This is a genomic window from Steroidobacteraceae bacterium (assembly GCA_041395505.1).
Taxonomy (GTDB): Bacteria; Pseudomonadota; Gammaproteobacteria; order Steroidobacterales; family Steroidobacteraceae; genus JAWLAG01.
Window position 1 is genome coordinate 1,664,534 of the sequence record JAWLAG010000001.1, and the last position, 14,441, is coordinate 1,678,974.

The 14,441-nt window shown below is 61.9% G+C and carries 14 protein-coding genes; 9 read left to right on the plus strand and 5 right to left on the minus strand.

The annotated features are described in order from the left end of the window. Positions 1-30: 30 nt before the first annotated feature. Both R3E77_07595 and R3E77_07600 read left to right on the plus strand, forming a co-directional pair. Positions 31-789 (plus strand): SDR family oxidoreductase, encoded by a 759-nt coding sequence (locus R3E77_07595; GenBank protein MEZ5499277.1) that lies wholly within the window; start codon positions 31-33, stop codon positions 787-789. A gap of 51 nt (positions 790-840) precedes the next feature. Beyond that, positions 841-1,725, plus strand: a complete 885-nt coding sequence (locus tag R3E77_07600) for a lysophospholipid acyltransferase family protein (GenBank protein MEZ5499278.1) — start codon at positions 841-843, stop codon at positions 1,723-1,725. 3 nt (positions 1,726-1,728) lie between these two features. Here the strand turns inward: R3E77_07600 and R3E77_07605 are convergent, their stop codons facing one another. Beyond that, positions 1,729-3,690: a non-ribosomal peptide synthetase gene (locus R3E77_07605; GenBank protein ID MEZ5499279.1), complete on the minus strand. Its 1,962-nt coding sequence runs from the start codon at positions 3,688-3,690 to the stop codon at positions 1,729-1,731. Continuing rightward, positions 3,690-5,003, minus strand: coding sequence for a cytochrome P450 (locus R3E77_07610; GenBank protein ID MEZ5499280.1), 1,314 nt, complete (start codon positions 5,001-5,003; stop codon positions 3,690-3,692). Before R3E77_07610 ends, R3E77_07605 begins: the two co-directional genes overlap by 1 nt. 125 nt (positions 5,004-5,128) lie before the next feature. Here R3E77_07610 and R3E77_07615 point away from each other — a divergent pair, with 125 nt between their 5' ends. From R3E77_07615 to R3E77_07635, 5 genes are all read left to right on the plus strand, one after another. Continuing rightward, positions 5,129-5,881 carry a lysophospholipid acyltransferase family protein gene (locus tag R3E77_07615; GenBank protein MEZ5499281.1) on the plus strand — a complete coding sequence of 251 codons (753 nt, stop codon included), beginning with the start codon at positions 5,129-5,131 and terminating at the stop codon, positions 5,879-5,881. Beyond that, positions 5,878-6,621 (plus strand): glycosyltransferase, encoded by a 744-nt coding sequence (locus R3E77_07620; GenBank protein MEZ5499282.1) that lies wholly within the window; start codon positions 5,878-5,880, stop codon positions 6,619-6,621. The genes R3E77_07615 and R3E77_07620 overlap by 4 nt, the downstream gene beginning before the upstream one ends. Continuing rightward, positions 6,618-6,899 carry a lipid-A-disaccharide synthase N-terminal domain-containing protein gene (locus R3E77_07625; GenBank protein ID MEZ5499283.1) on the plus strand — a complete coding sequence of 94 codons (282 nt, stop codon included), beginning with the start codon at positions 6,618-6,620 and terminating at the stop codon, positions 6,897-6,899. Before R3E77_07620 ends, R3E77_07625 begins: the two co-directional genes overlap by 4 nt. An 11-nt stretch (positions 6,900-6,910) precedes the next feature. Further along, a complete protein-coding gene (locus R3E77_07630) occupies positions 6,911-8,632 on the plus strand; it encodes a glycosyltransferase family 39 protein (protein MEZ5499284.1) in 1,722 nt (573 codons plus the stop codon). Positions 8,633-8,866: 234 nt separating this feature from the next. Continuing rightward, a complete protein-coding gene (locus tag R3E77_07635) occupies positions 8,867-11,545 on the plus strand; it encodes an EAL domain-containing protein (protein MEZ5499285.1) in 2,679 nt (892 codons plus the stop codon). Positions 11,546-11,567: 22 nt separating this feature from the next. On the opposite strand, the gene nadC is transcribed toward R3E77_07635, so the two are convergent. Together nadC and R3E77_07645 are read right to left on the minus strand one after the other, a co-directional pair. Continuing rightward, entirely contained in the window at positions 11,568-12,419 is an 852-nt protein-coding gene (nadC, locus tag R3E77_07640; protein MEZ5499286.1) for a carboxylating nicotinate-nucleotide diphosphorylase, read from the minus strand. A 72-nt stretch (positions 12,420-12,491) separates the two neighbouring features. Further along, the gene (locus R3E77_07645) at positions 12,492-13,082 is read right to left on the minus strand and encodes a urate hydroxylase PuuD (protein ID MEZ5499287.1); all 591 of its coding nucleotides are present in this window, start codon (positions 13,080-13,082) and stop codon (positions 12,492-12,494) included. 86 nt (positions 13,083-13,168) lie between these two features. Between R3E77_07645 and R3E77_07650 the strand changes: the two genes are divergently transcribed. Continuing rightward, positions 13,169-13,375, plus strand: a complete 207-nt coding sequence (locus R3E77_07650; protein ID MEZ5499288.1) for a DUF1289 domain-containing protein — start codon at positions 13,169-13,171, stop codon at positions 13,373-13,375. 37 nt (positions 13,376-13,412) lie between these two features. Beyond that, positions 13,413-13,742 carry a Grx4 family monothiol glutaredoxin gene (gene grxD / locus R3E77_07655; protein ID MEZ5499289.1) on the plus strand — a complete coding sequence of 110 codons (330 nt, stop codon included), beginning with the start codon at positions 13,413-13,415 and terminating at the stop codon, positions 13,740-13,742. 9 nt (positions 13,743-13,751) lie between these two features. Here the strand turns inward: grxD and rnt are convergent, their stop codons facing one another. After that, entirely contained in the window at positions 13,752-14,438 is a 687-nt protein-coding gene (rnt, locus tag R3E77_07660; GenBank protein MEZ5499290.1) for a ribonuclease T, read from the minus strand. Positions 14,439-14,441 lie beyond the last annotated feature (3 nt).

The following is a 14,441-nucleotide window of genomic DNA, read 5'->3' on the forward strand; positions in this document are numbered from 1 at the left end:
ACTGCGTGATCGACCACGGAGGAGCGGTGCATGGGACGACTGACGGGCAAGGTGGCAATCGTAACTGGTGCGGCGTCGGGCCTCGGGCGTGCCGACGCGCTGGCCATGGCGCGTGAAGGCGCGCGCGTCGTTGTAACCGATGTCAATGCCGCCGAAGGCGAGAAAGTGGCCGCTGAAATCAACCGGATTGCCAAGGGCAGCGGCATGTTCGTGCGCCAGGATGTGCGCGATGAGGCGGCCTGGCGGGACGTCGTCGCGCAGACCACAGAGCGCATGGGCGGTTTGCATGTGCTGGTCAACAACGCCGGTGTCGTCGTCGTCGCGGATCCTGAAACGACGACGCTCGAGCAATTTCGCTTCGCCAACGCCGTCATGTCCGAAGGCGTCTACCTCGGTTGTCGCGCTGCCATTCCCGCGATGCGCAACAGCGGCGGCGGCTCCATCATCAACATGTCCTCGGTTGCGAGCCACCTGGGGTATCCGGTATTTTTCGCATACAGTGCGGCCAAAGGCGCAGTTCGGGCGATGACCAAGTCGATCGCCGTGCATTGCCAGATGCACAAGTACGACATTCGCTGCAATTCGATTCACGCCGGCGCGATTGACACGGCCATGGTGCACTCGGCGAACGACCAGCTCGGGCTCAAGATGAGCGACATGGAGGCCACGCCCTGGGGCGTCGGCAAGCCCGAGGATGTTGCCAGCCTGGTCGTCTTCCTCGCCAGCGACGAGTCGCGTTTCATCAATGGCGCAGAAATGCTCATCGACAATGCGCTGACAATCCAGTGACCTGACGGTCTCGTGCACAGCGAGGCGCAAGCCAGGCGGTCGGCGTGGTGGGTGCGGGCGTTCGCGTCCTTGCCAATGCCGCTTCTTTACGCGCTGGCGGACTTCCTTGCCTGGATTGCCTATCGCATCGCCCGTTACCGCGCGCATGTGGTGCGGCCGAACCTGCAAAAGGCCTTCCCGCAGCTCGAGGCCGGCGCGATCGAGCGGCTGATGCGCGATTACTATCGCGGTTTTGCCGAGGTGCTGGTCGAGATCATCAAATCGGCTCGCATGAGCCTGGAGCAGATGCGCGAGCGGGTGCACATCGTCAACCCCGGGTTGTTGCGCGAGCGCCTGGCGAGGAACCAGTCGGTTTTGCTGGTTGCTGCGCATCAGTGCAATTGGGAGTGGATGCTGCTTGCGCTGTCCGCGGATCTTGGCTATCCGCTCGATGCGGCTTACAAACCCTTGGTCAATACCTGGGCCGAGCGCGAGATGTTGACGATTCGCGAACGCTTTGGTGCGCGCATGGTGCCCGCGCAGAACCTGCTGGCGGACGTCCTGCAGCGCGGCAGGATTACGCGCGCCGTCGCATTGGTTGCGGACCAGGAGCCTGTGCAGAGCGAGCGCAAGCACTGGCTGCGCTTCCTCAACCGGGACAGTGCGTTCTTCCTCGGCGCTGAGGAAATTGCCCGCGTTACGCGTGCACCTACATTTTTCATAGCCATGCGCCGCTTGCGCCGCGGCGTCTACGAAATGCGCTTCGAGTTGCTCGCGGAACCGGCCAGCGAAAAACTCCGTGCCGGGGATATCACCGAGCGATATGCCGCGCGTGTCGAGGAGCAGATCAGGGACGCGCCCGCGGACTGGCCGTGGTCACACAAGCGATGGAAGCTGCACAAGCCGCTTTACGGCACGGCCAGCCGCGCTGCCGGTTCACGCGGGGTCACGGGTTAGTCGCTAGGCTGCGGCGAGCTTCTGCTCGAGGAAGGCGGCCAGTTCGCGGATGGTCGGATAGTCGAACAGCTCGGTCAGATCGACGCTGCCGGGATAGGTCTGGTCGATCTGCTCGTGAATTTCGATCAGCTTGAGTGAGCTTGCGCCGATTTCGAACAAGTTGTCATCGAGGCCGAGCGCCTGGCCCTGCAGCGCCTGTTCGCAAATACCGAGCAGACGCGCTTCGATATCACTGGCGGCAGCCGCACCCGGTCGTTGTTGGGCCGCGCGTAGCGCGGCGAGCTGGCCGAGCTCGGTGTCGAATTCGCCGTCGACATAGGCAGTTTCGAGCTGAACCCGCTGGATCTTGCCGCTGGTCGTCTTGGGAATGCGCTTGACCGGTACGACCTCTGCGATTTCTATTCCCGTGTGCTCGTTCAATGCGCGCGCCACGGCGTTCGCGACGGGCAGGAAGTCAGTCAGTTCCTGCCGATGCAGGACGAAAACAACGACCTGATCGGCTTGCGCACCGCGCGGACGCGCGCCGATGGCTACTACCTTGCCGAGTTCAAGGCCAGCTTCCTTGACGGCAATGTCCTCGAGATCGTGCGGGTAGTAGTTCTGGCCATTGACGAAAATGATTTCCTTGTCGCGGCCGGCGATGTACAGGTCGCCATCGTGGATGAGCCCCAGATCGCCGGTGCGCAGCCAGCCGTCGGCGGCAAATGCGGCCGAGTTGGCCTGCGGATTGTCGAGGTAGCCGTGAGTGACATTCTCGCCGCGGATCTGTATGTGGCCCACAAGGCCCGCCGCGAGGGCCTGATCGCTGTCGTCGCAGATGCGCAGTTCGCAATGCGGTATCGCCCGACCCACCGACATGAGCTGCGTGGCGTCGCGTGCGGTCGTTGCCAGCATGGCCGGTCGATCGCCGACTGCAAGCTGGTGCCGGTCGACGCAGATGGAATGCAGCATTTGCCCGAGTTTCGGGAAGCTGACCGCGAGCGAGGCTTCGGCGAGCCCGTAGACCGGGAACATGGCCCGGCGTGCAAGGCCCGCAGCGGCCATGCGGGCAAGGAACTCTTCGCACAGGTCAACCGAGATGGGCTCGGCGCCATTGAACAGGATTCGGACCCGTGAAAGATCGAGAGACTCGTACGAGCGCTCGCCAAGGACCTTCAGGTAATGGCGGTAACCGAAATTCGGTGAAGCGAGAATGGTGCTGCCGAGGCGGGACGCGAACTGCAACCACAGCAGCGGCCGACGGATGAACAATTCGGTCGACATCAATCCCACGTTCATCCGGTGACTCATCATGAAGATGGTCATGCCGATCAGGCCCATGTCGTGGGTGAGGGGCATCCAAGACAGGGTTTGATCGGCGTCACTGAAGCCGGCGGCAATTCCAGCGCCGCGGGCATTCGCCATGATATTGCCGTGAGTCAATACCACGCCCTTCGGATCGCTGGTCGAGCCTGAGGAAAACTGTACGAACGCCGTGTCTTCGGGGCGGGCCGCAAAGGGGCGGCCACTGCGGCCAATGTCGGTCAGATCATCCGTATAGAAAGCCTTGTCCTGCAGGGCCGCAAGAATTGCCGACTGTCCGTGCTGTTCTGCGTACTTGCCGATGCGCTGGAGTGTCTTGCGGTCCGTATAAATGAACGGCTCGCGCAGCAGCGCAGCGATGCGCATGAGCTTGTGGCGGTGCTCATCACTGATGCCGACGGCCACGGGCACGGGGACGATACCACCGAGCACTGCCGCGAAGAATGCGTCGACGAATTGTTCGTTGTCGTTCAGGTAGAGGATGATGCGATCGCCGGCTTTGGCGCCCAGCGCCTGCAGGTGATGGAGAATGCCGAGGGCGCGTTCGTGCAACTCGCTGAACCGGACGCGCCGTTCGTGGTGCTCGCCCTCGAGATAGATGACTTCACGGTCGGCATTGCGGTTGCCGGCGAGCATTTCACACAGGGTCGACGGAATCTGCATCAACGTTTTTCCAGTTTCATCAGCAATGGCGCGCGGGTGCGCAGATTGACCTGCGCTTCGAGATCTATCGGAGAGCTGTCGGCGCGACGCAGTCGGAAGCGCCTGGCAGCTTTACATAGATGTATCAGCATTTCGTAGACGGCGAACGTCTCGCCGATGCAGTGTCTCGGTCCGGCGGCGAAGGGCATATAGGCGAAGCGCGGACGCTGCGCTTCATGCGCATCATCGAAGCGTTCGGGCAGGAATGCATCCGGCTCGCGCCAATAGCGCGGATGGCGGTGCAGGACATAGGGCGAGAGCAGCACATCCGTGCCCGCTGCAATGGGGAAGCCGCCGAGTTGATCGTCTTCGATCGCCCGCCTCGACAACAACCAGCCGGGCGGATACAGGCGCAGTGACTCGTTGATTACCTGTTGTGTGTAAGCGAGTCCCTCCATGGTCTGCAGGCCGAAGCCGGCCGCTTCGTCGAATGCGTCGACTTCCCGTTGCAGGTGTTGCTCGACCTGCGGGTGTTCCGCGATGAGGTACCAGGTCCAGTTGAGCGAGCTTGCCGTCGTCTCGTGACCCGCCACGACCAGCGTCATGATTTCGTCGATCAGCTCGCGGGTCGACATGGCATCGCCCGTTTCCTTGTCACGCGCCTGCATCAACATGGCGACATAGTCGAAGTGCTCTTCCTCGAGTGCGCGGCGTCGATCGAGGAGTTGTGCGATGGTCTTGCCCAGTGATCGGAATTTGTAGGCAAAGCGCAGGTCACGCGCGGGTTCCCGGGTGACTACAACGAAGGGGTTTTCGCCGTGCTCCGCGGTGAGTCTCTCGAGGTCGCGGCCAAAAATGGAGTGCAGTACGATGTCGAGCGTGAGTTCACTCATCTCTTCGGTGATGTTGAGCGCCTCGCCGCTGCGCGCCAGCACCTCCCAGCGTTGCAAATAGCGGTCGTTGATCGTCGCAATCTGGCTGGCGAATTCGTTGATGATGCGACGGTGGAACGTCGGCTGCATCATGTATCTCTGGCGGCGCCAGAACTCGCCCTCGCTGGTCATGATGCCGTTGCCAAGCAATATGCGTACCCGATCGAGGCCAAGACCCTTGCGGTAATTGCGGTGGTTCGACACCAGTACCCGCTTGATATCATCAGGATGATTGATGACGTAGACGTAGCCGCGACGAGCCGGCGAGTACACCCGATAGGTGTCGCCCAGGCGCGCAAAGAGTTCGACCATGCGCTGCAGGGAATCGTCCGTCGCACCGATGTCGAACTGCTCGTCCGGCTCGGGCGGAGTCGATGTGCGTTGTGGTTCGTTAGTCCCCATTATCGCCACCCCTTTAGTTTACCGCAGCACTGTCCGGCGAACGGGGCAACTTGTCTATCTGCAGGCCATGCCCGACAATGCGCCGCTTTGCACGGCGTCACTGGAGCGGCCGGAATCCACAGCCGATGAACGACTCGAACCCCAGGGGGGAGCTGCGCAACACCGTCTACCGCACCCAGACGCGCTCGTCCCGGCGAATGACGGGCTGGCGGCGAATCGGCTACCGGCTCGCGGTGCCGATCATCATTGCGATCGTGCAATTGTTCTGGCGGAGCTGCCGCGTGCGCGTGGTGCTCGGCGCGGAACACTTGCGTACTGCCGCCAGCGGCGGCGCGGTAATTCCATGCTATTGGCACCAGCACCAGCTTTTCTGCGGCAAATACCTGCTGGACGAGGCAGTGCACGGATTGAAACTCGGCTTTCTGATAAGCCCATCCGTTGATGGTGAGTTGGGCGCGATGGTGGTAGGGCGGCTCGGTGGCCACGTCATCCGTGGATCATCGACTCACACGGGTGCGCGCGCGTTGCGCGATTATTTCGACGCACTGAAAAAGCTTGGCGTGTCACCGGCGATTACGCCTGACGGGCCACGGGGTCCGCGCTTTCAATTCAAGCCGGGTGCAATCCTGCTCGCGCAGATGTCGGGCAGGCCGATAATTCCGCTCGCCTATGCCGCCAGCCGGGCCTGGTTCGTGCATTGGGACCGGTTCGTGATTCCATGGCCGTTTGCCCGCATTGCCATTGCGATTGGCGAACCTCAGTTCATTGCGAGGACTCAGTCGGGTGACGCACTCGCCGCGAACCAGGATCGACTCGGGCAGCTACTGCGAAGTCTATATCTCGATGCCCGCTCGGCACTCATTGCAAAGACGCGATGATGACACCATCGCTGTCAGTCGTGGTACCGGTTTGCAACGAGTCGCCGAATATCGGTCCGCTGGTCGAGGAGATATGCGGCGCGCTTGCCGGCGTTGACTTCGAAATAATCTACGTCGATGACGGCAGCAGCGACGACAGCGCCGAGGAAGTGCTGCGGGCACGGCAGTCCCATCCCCAGTGCGCCCTGCGATTGCTGCGTCATTCGCGCCGCGCGGGGCAGAGCGCCGCGCTCGCAACCGGCGTGGCGGCGGCGCGAGCGCAGTGGGTAGCAACGCTCGACGGCGATGGACAGAACGATCCGGCCGATCTGCCCGCACTGCTGGCCGCCAGAGGCGAGCCGCAACACGCTGGAGTGCGCCTCATCATGGGCAATCGCGCGCGACGCCGCGACAGTGCTTTCCGCCGCTTGCAATCGCGCCTTGCCAACAAGGTACGTGCGGCATTGCTTGACGATGGCACGCCCGACACGGGTTGTGGCATCAAGCTGTTCGAGCGCGAGACATTCCTTCGACTGCCTTATTTCGACCACATGCACCGTTTCCTGCCCGCACTGTTTCAGCGTCAGGGTGCGGCCGTGGTCTCGGTGGTGGTCAATCATCGTCCGCGACAGCGTGGCCAATCGAAGTACGGCATGTTCAACAGACTCTGGGTCGGCATCGTCGACACCCTGGGTGTGATGTGGTTGCAGCGACGGCGTGTCGCTGGCCTGCGGATTACAGAGGAACAGGATAAGTCATGAAATTCTCGGCGGATCAGCTGTGGCTGGCGGTCGGCTTTCTTGGTCAGGCGATGTTCTCTGCGCGTTTCATAGTGCAGTGGATTGCCAGCGAACGCGTCAGGCGCAGTATCGTGCCGCGGGCGTTCTGGTATTTCAGTCTGGCGGGAGGTCTGACCCTTCTCTCTTACGCGCTCTACAAGCGCGATCCGGTATTCATCGTGGGCCAGGGCGCCGGTGTGTTCGTGTACCTTCGCAACCTGCATCTTCTGCGATCCGGCCGCCAGCAGGTGGACGCCTGAACGCTGTGTCGATGCCCGATCCGGTGACAACGGCGGCGTGGCGTTGGTGCGACGCCGCCTTGCTGGCGTTCGCCGCTCTGGCAGTCATCGGCAGCGGATTGGGGCTGCGGGATCCGTGGCCGGCGGACGAACCCCGCTTCGTGCTGTTGGCGCGCGACATGATTGCCAGTGGCAACTGGCTGATTCCCGTCATCGGGGGCGATCTATATCCCGACAAACCGCCGCTTTTTTTCTGGTCACTCGCGGCGAGCTACGCGTTGTTCGGTTCGCTGCGCTGGTCGTTCCTGCTGCCAGCGCTTGTCAGCGCGGTTGCAACGCTGTGGCTGGTCTACGACCTGGCGCGACGTCTGAGCGGGCGGTACGCTGCGATCGCGACGGCAATCACATTGCTCGTCACGCTGCAATTTACGACAACGATGCGCGGCGCCCAGATCGATCCACTGCTATGCGCGCTGATGACGCTATCGGTATATGCGCTGTCGCGCCACCTGATATTCGGGCCGGCCTGGGGGTGGTATTTTGTCGGCGGCGTGGCAGCGGGCCTCGGCGTGATCACCAAGGGCGTCGGGTTCCTGCCCATTCTGATGGTGTTCCCCTACATCTGGTTGCGGCGTCGCGGTTTCCGTGGACTGTATGCCGGAACTGGCAACGTCGGGCTGTGGCTGCTGGCGCCACTTGGCATGCTGCTTGCGATCACATCGTGGTTGGTGCCGGTATTGGTCGCCGCCATGGTATCGCCTGATATCGCGGCCTATCGCGACGAGATCCTGTTCAAGCAAACGGTGGGTCGATACGCATCGGCGTGGCATCACAACCGCCCCTGGTATTACTTTCTGGTCGAAGTGGTGCCCGGACTGTGGTTGCCGTTCAGTTTGCTGCTTTTCTGGCTGGTGCCTGCCTGGTACCGATCATGGTGCGACGGCAATGGCCGCGTGGCTCTGTTGCTGAGCTATCTGCTGATTTGTTTCTTGTTCTTCTCGCTGTCGTCCGGAAAGCGCGGTGTGTATCTCCTGCCGCTGCTCCCTGTATTGGCGGTCATTGCGGCGGCGCCACTCGAGACCGTTCTGTTGCGCCGCGCACTGAGCCGTTGGAGTCTCGCGCTCGCTGGCATCTTGGTGGCAGCCATGCTCGTGCTGTTTGCGGCTGCCCAGTTGCAACTGCCCATGTTGCAGGACGTCCTCGGCGAGGCTGGCATTGCCAACACCAGGCCATTGCTCTATTTCGGCATCACCGCATTGCTCGCGGTTGCATTGTTGTCCCGCTCGCGTGGCTACCTTGCCTGGCCCGTCGTCTTTGCCATGTTCTGCGTCATGTTTGGCATCGGCATCGCGCCCCTGATGAATGGCGAACGTTCGGGCCGCGACTTCGTAGCCGGCGCATTGCGCGCAATACCCGACAACTACGACATCGGCCTGGTCGCGTACAAGGAGCAATTCCTCCTGTACCTCGACCGGCCAGCCTGGAACTTCGGACATCGCCGTTGGCGTGAAGGCAATGCCGAGGCCGACGACGCGGCCGCATGGCTCGCCGCCGGGCAGCGCCGGTTGCTGCTGGTGCCTGATAGCCTTTTGCGACCCTGTTTCCCGGGTGCCCGATTGGTGCGCGCAGGACACAGTGCCTCTGAATCGTGGTGGTGGGTGACCGGCGTTGCCTCCGCGCCCTGTGTGGCCCGGGGTTCGCTCACTCATGCCCTTTACTACGATCCGGCAAAACCCGGACATCGCGCGCCCTAGGGCGGGCTCTGTACAGGCGCCAAGAGGCGCGCGACGCGGCGGCTCCGCAGTGCGTTCCTAGGCTATTCTGATTCAGTATCAATTAGTTACCTTGTTTTCCTTTGCATGTATGTCAAAATGTTCACCTGCCCAGGGAGTTGGACTACGCCGGTGAATTGTGGCGTAAGTCTGCGGTTTTTCTTGGAAACTTCGTCAGAATGACAACTCAAAATTTGCCGGAGTCCTAAGGACCGCATGTCCACGACGTCTCCAGACGATCCAGCCGATTTCGCGGCCTCCGACGTGTTGGCGCCGGAGAACTGGCCGGTGCGCCGCCACAGTGCGGGCGCCATCGGGCTCGATGCACGCGGCACCAAGCTGATCGTCGACCTGCAGAATCTCGAGGCGTCGAAGCGCGATAGCGTTCTTGCCGGTTGCGTCGAGGATTTGCTCGAGACGAGCGGCTGCGACGCCTGCTGCATCGCCTTGCTCGACCCGGAGGCTGCGGTGCTGGCGACGCTCCATACCGCGCGCAACGGACTCAATCCCTGTGATCCGGATGAATTGCAGGGCCAGGAGTATGCGCTGCTGCCCTGGTTGAAGCAGCGCAGTGAGCACCTGCGCCTGTCCGAATTCCTCGACACGAGCACGCCGCGGCGCGAGCAACTCACCGACGCCCGACGTCTCGCCGCCGCGCGCATCGCGGCTGCATTGTTCGTTACCGTGCAGGTGCAGGGTCGGCCGGCAGCGTTGATCGGGCTGTGCGAGTCACTGCCAAAGGGATCCTTCAGCGTGCATCGTCGGCTGCTGCTTAAGCTTGCGGGTGCATCGCTCGGTGCCGGCCTGGCAAGACTTGCGCTCGAAACGAGGTTGCAGCGGGTGGAAGAGCGCGAGTTGCTCGCCCAGGCGGCTGCCAACGACGGGCTCTGGGACTTTGACGTTGAATTGAACCGTACGTTTTTTTCACCGCGCTGGAAGCAGATGCTCGGCTATGACGAGTCGGAGAGCGCATCGCTCGACTGGCGTGGACTCGTGCATCCTGACGACATCGGTCGCGTTCAGTCCGGTATCCGCGAGCACATCGCCGGCGAATCGCCAATGTTCGACAGCGTACATCGCATGAGGCATCGCAATGGCGAATGGCGCTGGGTCGCGAGCCGGGCAAAAGCGCGCCTCGACGAGCATGGCCGGTTGCTGCGCCTGGTGGGCGTCGAACTCGATATAACGGAACGGCGCATCTACGAGGAAGCGCTGTTTCGCGAAAAGGAGAGTGCGCAGATCACTCTGCAGTCGATCGGCGACGGCGTCATCACCACCGACGCTCATTCCGTGATCGACTACGTGAATCCGGTGGCCGAGCAACTGACCGGCTGGCGCCTCGAGGACGCAATGGGCCGGCCCGTCGACGAGGTGTTTCGAGCTTTTCACGAAGAGACCTGCGAGCCGCTGGAAAATCCACTGACGACGTCGATCCGACGCAGTCGACCCGCCAAGTCCGTGCGACCGATGCTACTCATCCGTCGCGACGGCAACGAGCTTTACGTTGAGAGCACCGCGGCGCCGATTCGCGATGGCGCCGGTCAGGTCGCAGGCGGCGTGCTCGTCTTCCACGACGTCAGCGAATCGCGCGAATTGAATCGCCGGTTGTCCTATCACGCCAGCCACGATCTGCTCACAGGGCTCGTCAATCGGCGTGAGTTCGAGAATCGCCTGGAGCGCGCGCTGAAGAGCGCCCGCGCGCGCGAGTCATCCTACGCCCTGTGCTATATCGATATCGATCAGTTCAAGATCGTCAACGACAGCTGCGGACACAGCGCGGGCGACAGTCTGCTCGGGCAGGTTGGCGCCTTGTTGAAGGCCAAGGTGCGGTGGCGCGACACGCTTGCACGCCTCGGCGGAGATGAATTCGGCGTGCTGCTCGAGAGCTGTTCACTCGATGAGGCCATGCGCACCGCAGAGAACCTGCGCGAGGCGGTTCGCAATTTCCGCTTCACCTGGGAAGATCGCGTGTTCAGGCTGGGCGCGAGCATCGGCGTGGTACCGATCACCGCAGACAACGAGGACGTGGCGTCAATCGTTTCGGCCGCCGACAGTGCCTGTGCCGCGGCCAAGGAAGCCGGACGCAATCGGGTGCACAGCTTTGCCGAGAATGACATCGAGTTGATGCGCAGACGCCGTGAGATGCAATGGGCTGCGCGTATCAATACCGCGCTCGAGGAGGGCCGGTTCGAGCTGTTCCGCATGCCGATCCAGCCGCTTCAGGGTCCGGCCGTGGGCTTGCACTATGAGCTGTTGCTGCGCATGCGCGACGAAAACGGTCGCATCATCGCACCTGACAATTTCATCGCTGCGGCGGAGCGTTATGGCATCACGCCCAATATCGACCGCTGGGTCATTGAAAATGCCTTGCGCTGGCTGGTCTCGGAGGCGGATGAGCGCGAAAAGCTTGCGATGTGCTCGATCAACCTGTCCGGGCAGAGCCTGGGCGACGACAAGTTTCTGCCATTTGTCATCGAGCAATTCCGCCGCAGTGGAATCGATGCCAACAAGATCTGTTTCGAGATCACGGAAACGGCTGCGGTGGCGAGCTTCTCGCAGGCCAACCGCTTCATCCAGGCGCTCAAGGAGCTCGGCTGCCGCTTTGCGCTCGATGATTTCGGTACGGGTCTTTCCTCGTTCGGCTATCTAAAGCACTTCCCGGTCGATTTCCTCAAGATCGACGGCAGTTTCGTGCGCGAGATCCTGCACGACCCGATCGACCGCGAAATGGTCCGTTCGATCAACGAAATCGGTCATCTTACCGGCAAGCAGACGATCGCCGAATTTGCCGAGAACGCCGAGATCATACAGATGCTCACCAGCCTCGGCGTCGACTACGCGCAGGGCTATGGCGTGGCACAGCCGCAGCGTGTGCTGAAGGCCGTCAGCGCCTGAGCGGTCGCTCGCCCCGTCAGCGCTAGCCGCCGCCGAATTCGAAGCGCATCGACAGATCGATGGCCCGCAGGTGCTTGGTGATGGCGCCGACCGATACATAATCGACCCCTGTGGCTGCAACTTCGGCGATATTGTGCAAATCGATGCTGCCGGAGGCTTCGAGCGGCACGGGCGTCGCGCGTTGCCGGTTGAGCGCGACCGCCTCGCGCATCTCGGCGAGCGAAAATTCGTCGAGCATGATGATGTCGGGCTCTGCCGCGAGGGCGTTCCTGAGTTCTGCGAGATTTTCGACTTCCACTTCGATCCGGGCTGCGCCTGCCGTGCGTCGCGCCAATGTAACGGCCTGGGAGATTCCGCCCGCCGCCATGATGTGGTTTTCCTTGATCAGCACCATGTCATAAAGGCCCATGCGGTGATTGTGCGCGCCACCGACCTTGGTAGCGTACTTCTGCGCATGTCGCAGGCCCGGGATGGTCTTGCGGGTGTCAAGGAGTCGGCAATGGTCATTGTCCATCGCCGCAACATATTTCGCTGTAACGGTTGCGGTGCCGGACAGTGTCTGCAGGAAATTGAGCGCGCAGCGCTCGGCGCTCAGGAGGGCCCGGGCTTGGCCTTGGACAGTTGCCACCCGCCCGTCGGCGCGAACCTGACCGCCCTCGGGGCAGAACCATGTGAATTTCGTATTCGCATCGAGTTCGCGAAATGCGCACTCGAACCACGCTTGACCGCAGATTACCGCATCCTCACGCGCCACCACATGTGCCCTGGCTTGCTGGTCGACGGGAACCAGCGCTGCGGTGAGATCGCCGCCACCAATGTCCTCGGCCAAGGCGGCTGCAACCTGCCGACGTATTTCCGCCGCGTCCGGTTTCATGGCGATCGCCGCGGATGGGCAGCAAAAAGAAACCCGGCCGAAGCCGGGTTCCCCTGTTCGTCCAGTCGCGCCTCAACCGCCGAAGAATGGCAATCCATGCGCTGAACTTCCCATGCACAACAGCATCGGAATGGAGAGGGCTGTATTGGTGCGGGAGGCCATTGCAGCAACCTTGCGCGCTGCCGCCTTTTGCTCATCGGTCGCGGGGACGATGCCGAGAATTTTCTTCTGGTTCGGCCAGATCAATACCCAGACATTGAACAACATGATCGTGCCGAGCCAGGCGCCGATGCCGATGATCAAGCGATCGCTGCGCAGCAGGAAGGCATCGGCAAACCAGCCAGCGCGCCCCAGGTACCAGGCGCCCGTCAACCACGTGAGCAGCGCTGCGTAGCGGAACCAGCGCAATGCAAGCGGTGCGACGTACTTGCTGATGCCGGCACCGCCCGGGCCGCCTTTGTCCGCGGCGGCGCTCGCAAGAGCGGGTGTCTGCACGAAATTGAAGTAATACAGCAATCCAATCCAGGTAATGCCCGCCAGGATGTGAAACCATCGCGCCAGCGAAAGTTCCTGGAAATTGCCGCCGCCGACCCAAACCAACACGAGAATTGCGAGTATGAAGCCCGTAATCAACGTGCCCTTGATACTGTTAAGCGGATTCATAAGTGCTGCTATCCCCCTGATCTGCCTTGTTTAATGTGATACTGGCAATTGAAGAATAGGGCAGCCAACCGCATAATTCAATTGTGATGCCGAGCCGGCCTGTTTCCCCATGCGTCAATGTCTGTGTCATCGGTCAGGACGGCTACTGCAATGGCTGCCGACGTACGCTCGAGGAAATCGCCCGCTGGGCGTCGATGACGGCTTTGCAGCAATGGGAAACCATACGCTCGCTGGAGGAGCGCTGGGCACTGGCAAGGGAACGCCCAGAGTTTCTGCCTGGTCAAACAGGATGATTGGTCGTAGCGGACCGTAACCGAACCCGAGGAGTCTATGGCAGAGGTCAATGAAAGAATTCGCGAGCACCTGGCGGCGGCGCCGGTGGTGTTGTTCATGAAGGGTACGCCCGATTTTCCGCAATGTGGCTTCTCGGCCCAGACAGTGGCCGCCTTGCGTTCCTGCGGCAGTGATTTTCACGCGGTCAATATTTTCGAAGATCCGGAATTGCGCGACGCACTGAAGCAGTACTCCAGGTGGCCCACCTATCCGCAGCTTTACGTCAAAGGTGAGTTGATCGGCGGCTGTGATATCGCGCTCGAGATGTATCGTAGTGGCGAGCTGAGGCAGCTCCTCGAAGATGCCGGTGCTGCGAACGCAGCCTGATCTTCCGCGCTAGTCGTTCGCGGGCCGGTCGGTCGGCTCGTCGCTGTCCGCAGACGCGGTGACCTGGTCCTGCCAGCCGAGCGAGATGGCGCGGCGGTGCGCTGCCTCGTAGCTGCTCCGGCAGTCATTGCATATCGTGCAGAAAAGCTCGGCCGTGCGCTCTGCGTCGTAGCTGGCCGAGTGCGCTGCATCGCTTTCCCAGTCGATGCCAGCAACCTGCACGGCCTTGGCGAGCACGGTCTGGCCGAGTGCGGCTCCAGCCAGGGTCGCCGTATCGAAACTCGAGAATGGATGAAACGGATTGCGCTTGATGCCGCAGCGCTGCACGGCAGCGTTCAGAAACCCCAGATCGAATGCAGCATTGTGACCAACCAGGATGGCCCGCCGGCAGGATTCGGCGCGGATTCGCTCCCGGACCACACGAAAAATGCGCTGCAGTGCGTCTCGCTCCGGCAGCGCAGGACGTAGCGGATGATCCGGGTCGATGCCGTTGACGGCAAGGGCCTGGGGAGAGATCACCGATCCGGCGAATGCCTGGACCTGGTAGCAATGGGTGTCATGGCGTTGCAGCCGCCCATCGCCATCGATGACGACGAATACCGCCGCTATTTCCAGCAGCGCGTCGGTTGCACAGTTGAAACCACCGGTCTCGACATCGACGATCACCGGCAGGAAGCCGCGAAAACGACGGGCCATTGC

Coding starts and splice junctions, on each gene's coding strand:
- R3E77_07650 (MEZ5499288.1), top strand. CDS start 13,169: ATGCCGAGCCGGCCTGTTTCCCCATGCGTCAATGTCTGTGTCATCGGT.
- R3E77_07645 (MEZ5499287.1), bottom strand. CDS start 13,082: ATGAATCCGCTTAACAGTATCAAGGGCACGTTGATTACGGGCTTCATA.
- R3E77_07630 (MEZ5499284.1), top strand. CDS start 6,911: ATGCCCGATCCGGTGACAACGGCGGCGTGGCGTTGGTGCGACGCCGCC.
- R3E77_07625 (MEZ5499283.1), top strand. CDS start 6,618: ATGAAATTCTCGGCGGATCAGCTGTGGCTGGCGGTCGGCTTTCTTGGT.
- rnt (MEZ5499290.1), bottom strand. CDS start 14,438: ATGGCCCGTCGTTTTCGCGGCTTCCTGCCGGTGATCGTCGATGTCGAG.
- R3E77_07610 (MEZ5499280.1), bottom strand. CDS start 5,003: ATGGGGACTAACGAACCACAACGCACATCGACTCCGCCCGAGCCGGAC.
- R3E77_07620 (MEZ5499282.1), top strand. CDS start 5,878: ATGATGACACCATCGCTGTCAGTCGTGGTACCGGTTTGCAACGAGTCG.
- grxD (MEZ5499289.1), top strand. CDS start 13,413: ATGGCAGAGGTCAATGAAAGAATTCGCGAGCACCTGGCGGCGGCGCCG.
- R3E77_07605 (MEZ5499279.1), bottom strand. CDS start 3,690: ATGCAGATTCCGTCGACCCTGTGTGAAATGCTCGCCGGCAACCGCAAT.
- R3E77_07595 (MEZ5499277.1), top strand. CDS start 31: ATGGGACGACTGACGGGCAAGGTGGCAATCGTAACTGGTGCGGCGTCG.
- R3E77_07635 (MEZ5499285.1), top strand. CDS start 8,867: ATGTCCACGACGTCTCCAGACGATCCAGCCGATTTCGCGGCCTCCGAC.
- R3E77_07615 (MEZ5499281.1), top strand. CDS start 5,129: ATGAACGACTCGAACCCCAGGGGGGAGCTGCGCAACACCGTCTACCGC.
- nadC (MEZ5499286.1), bottom strand. CDS start 12,419: ATGAAACCGGACGCGGCGGAAATACGTCGGCAGGTTGCAGCCGCCTTG.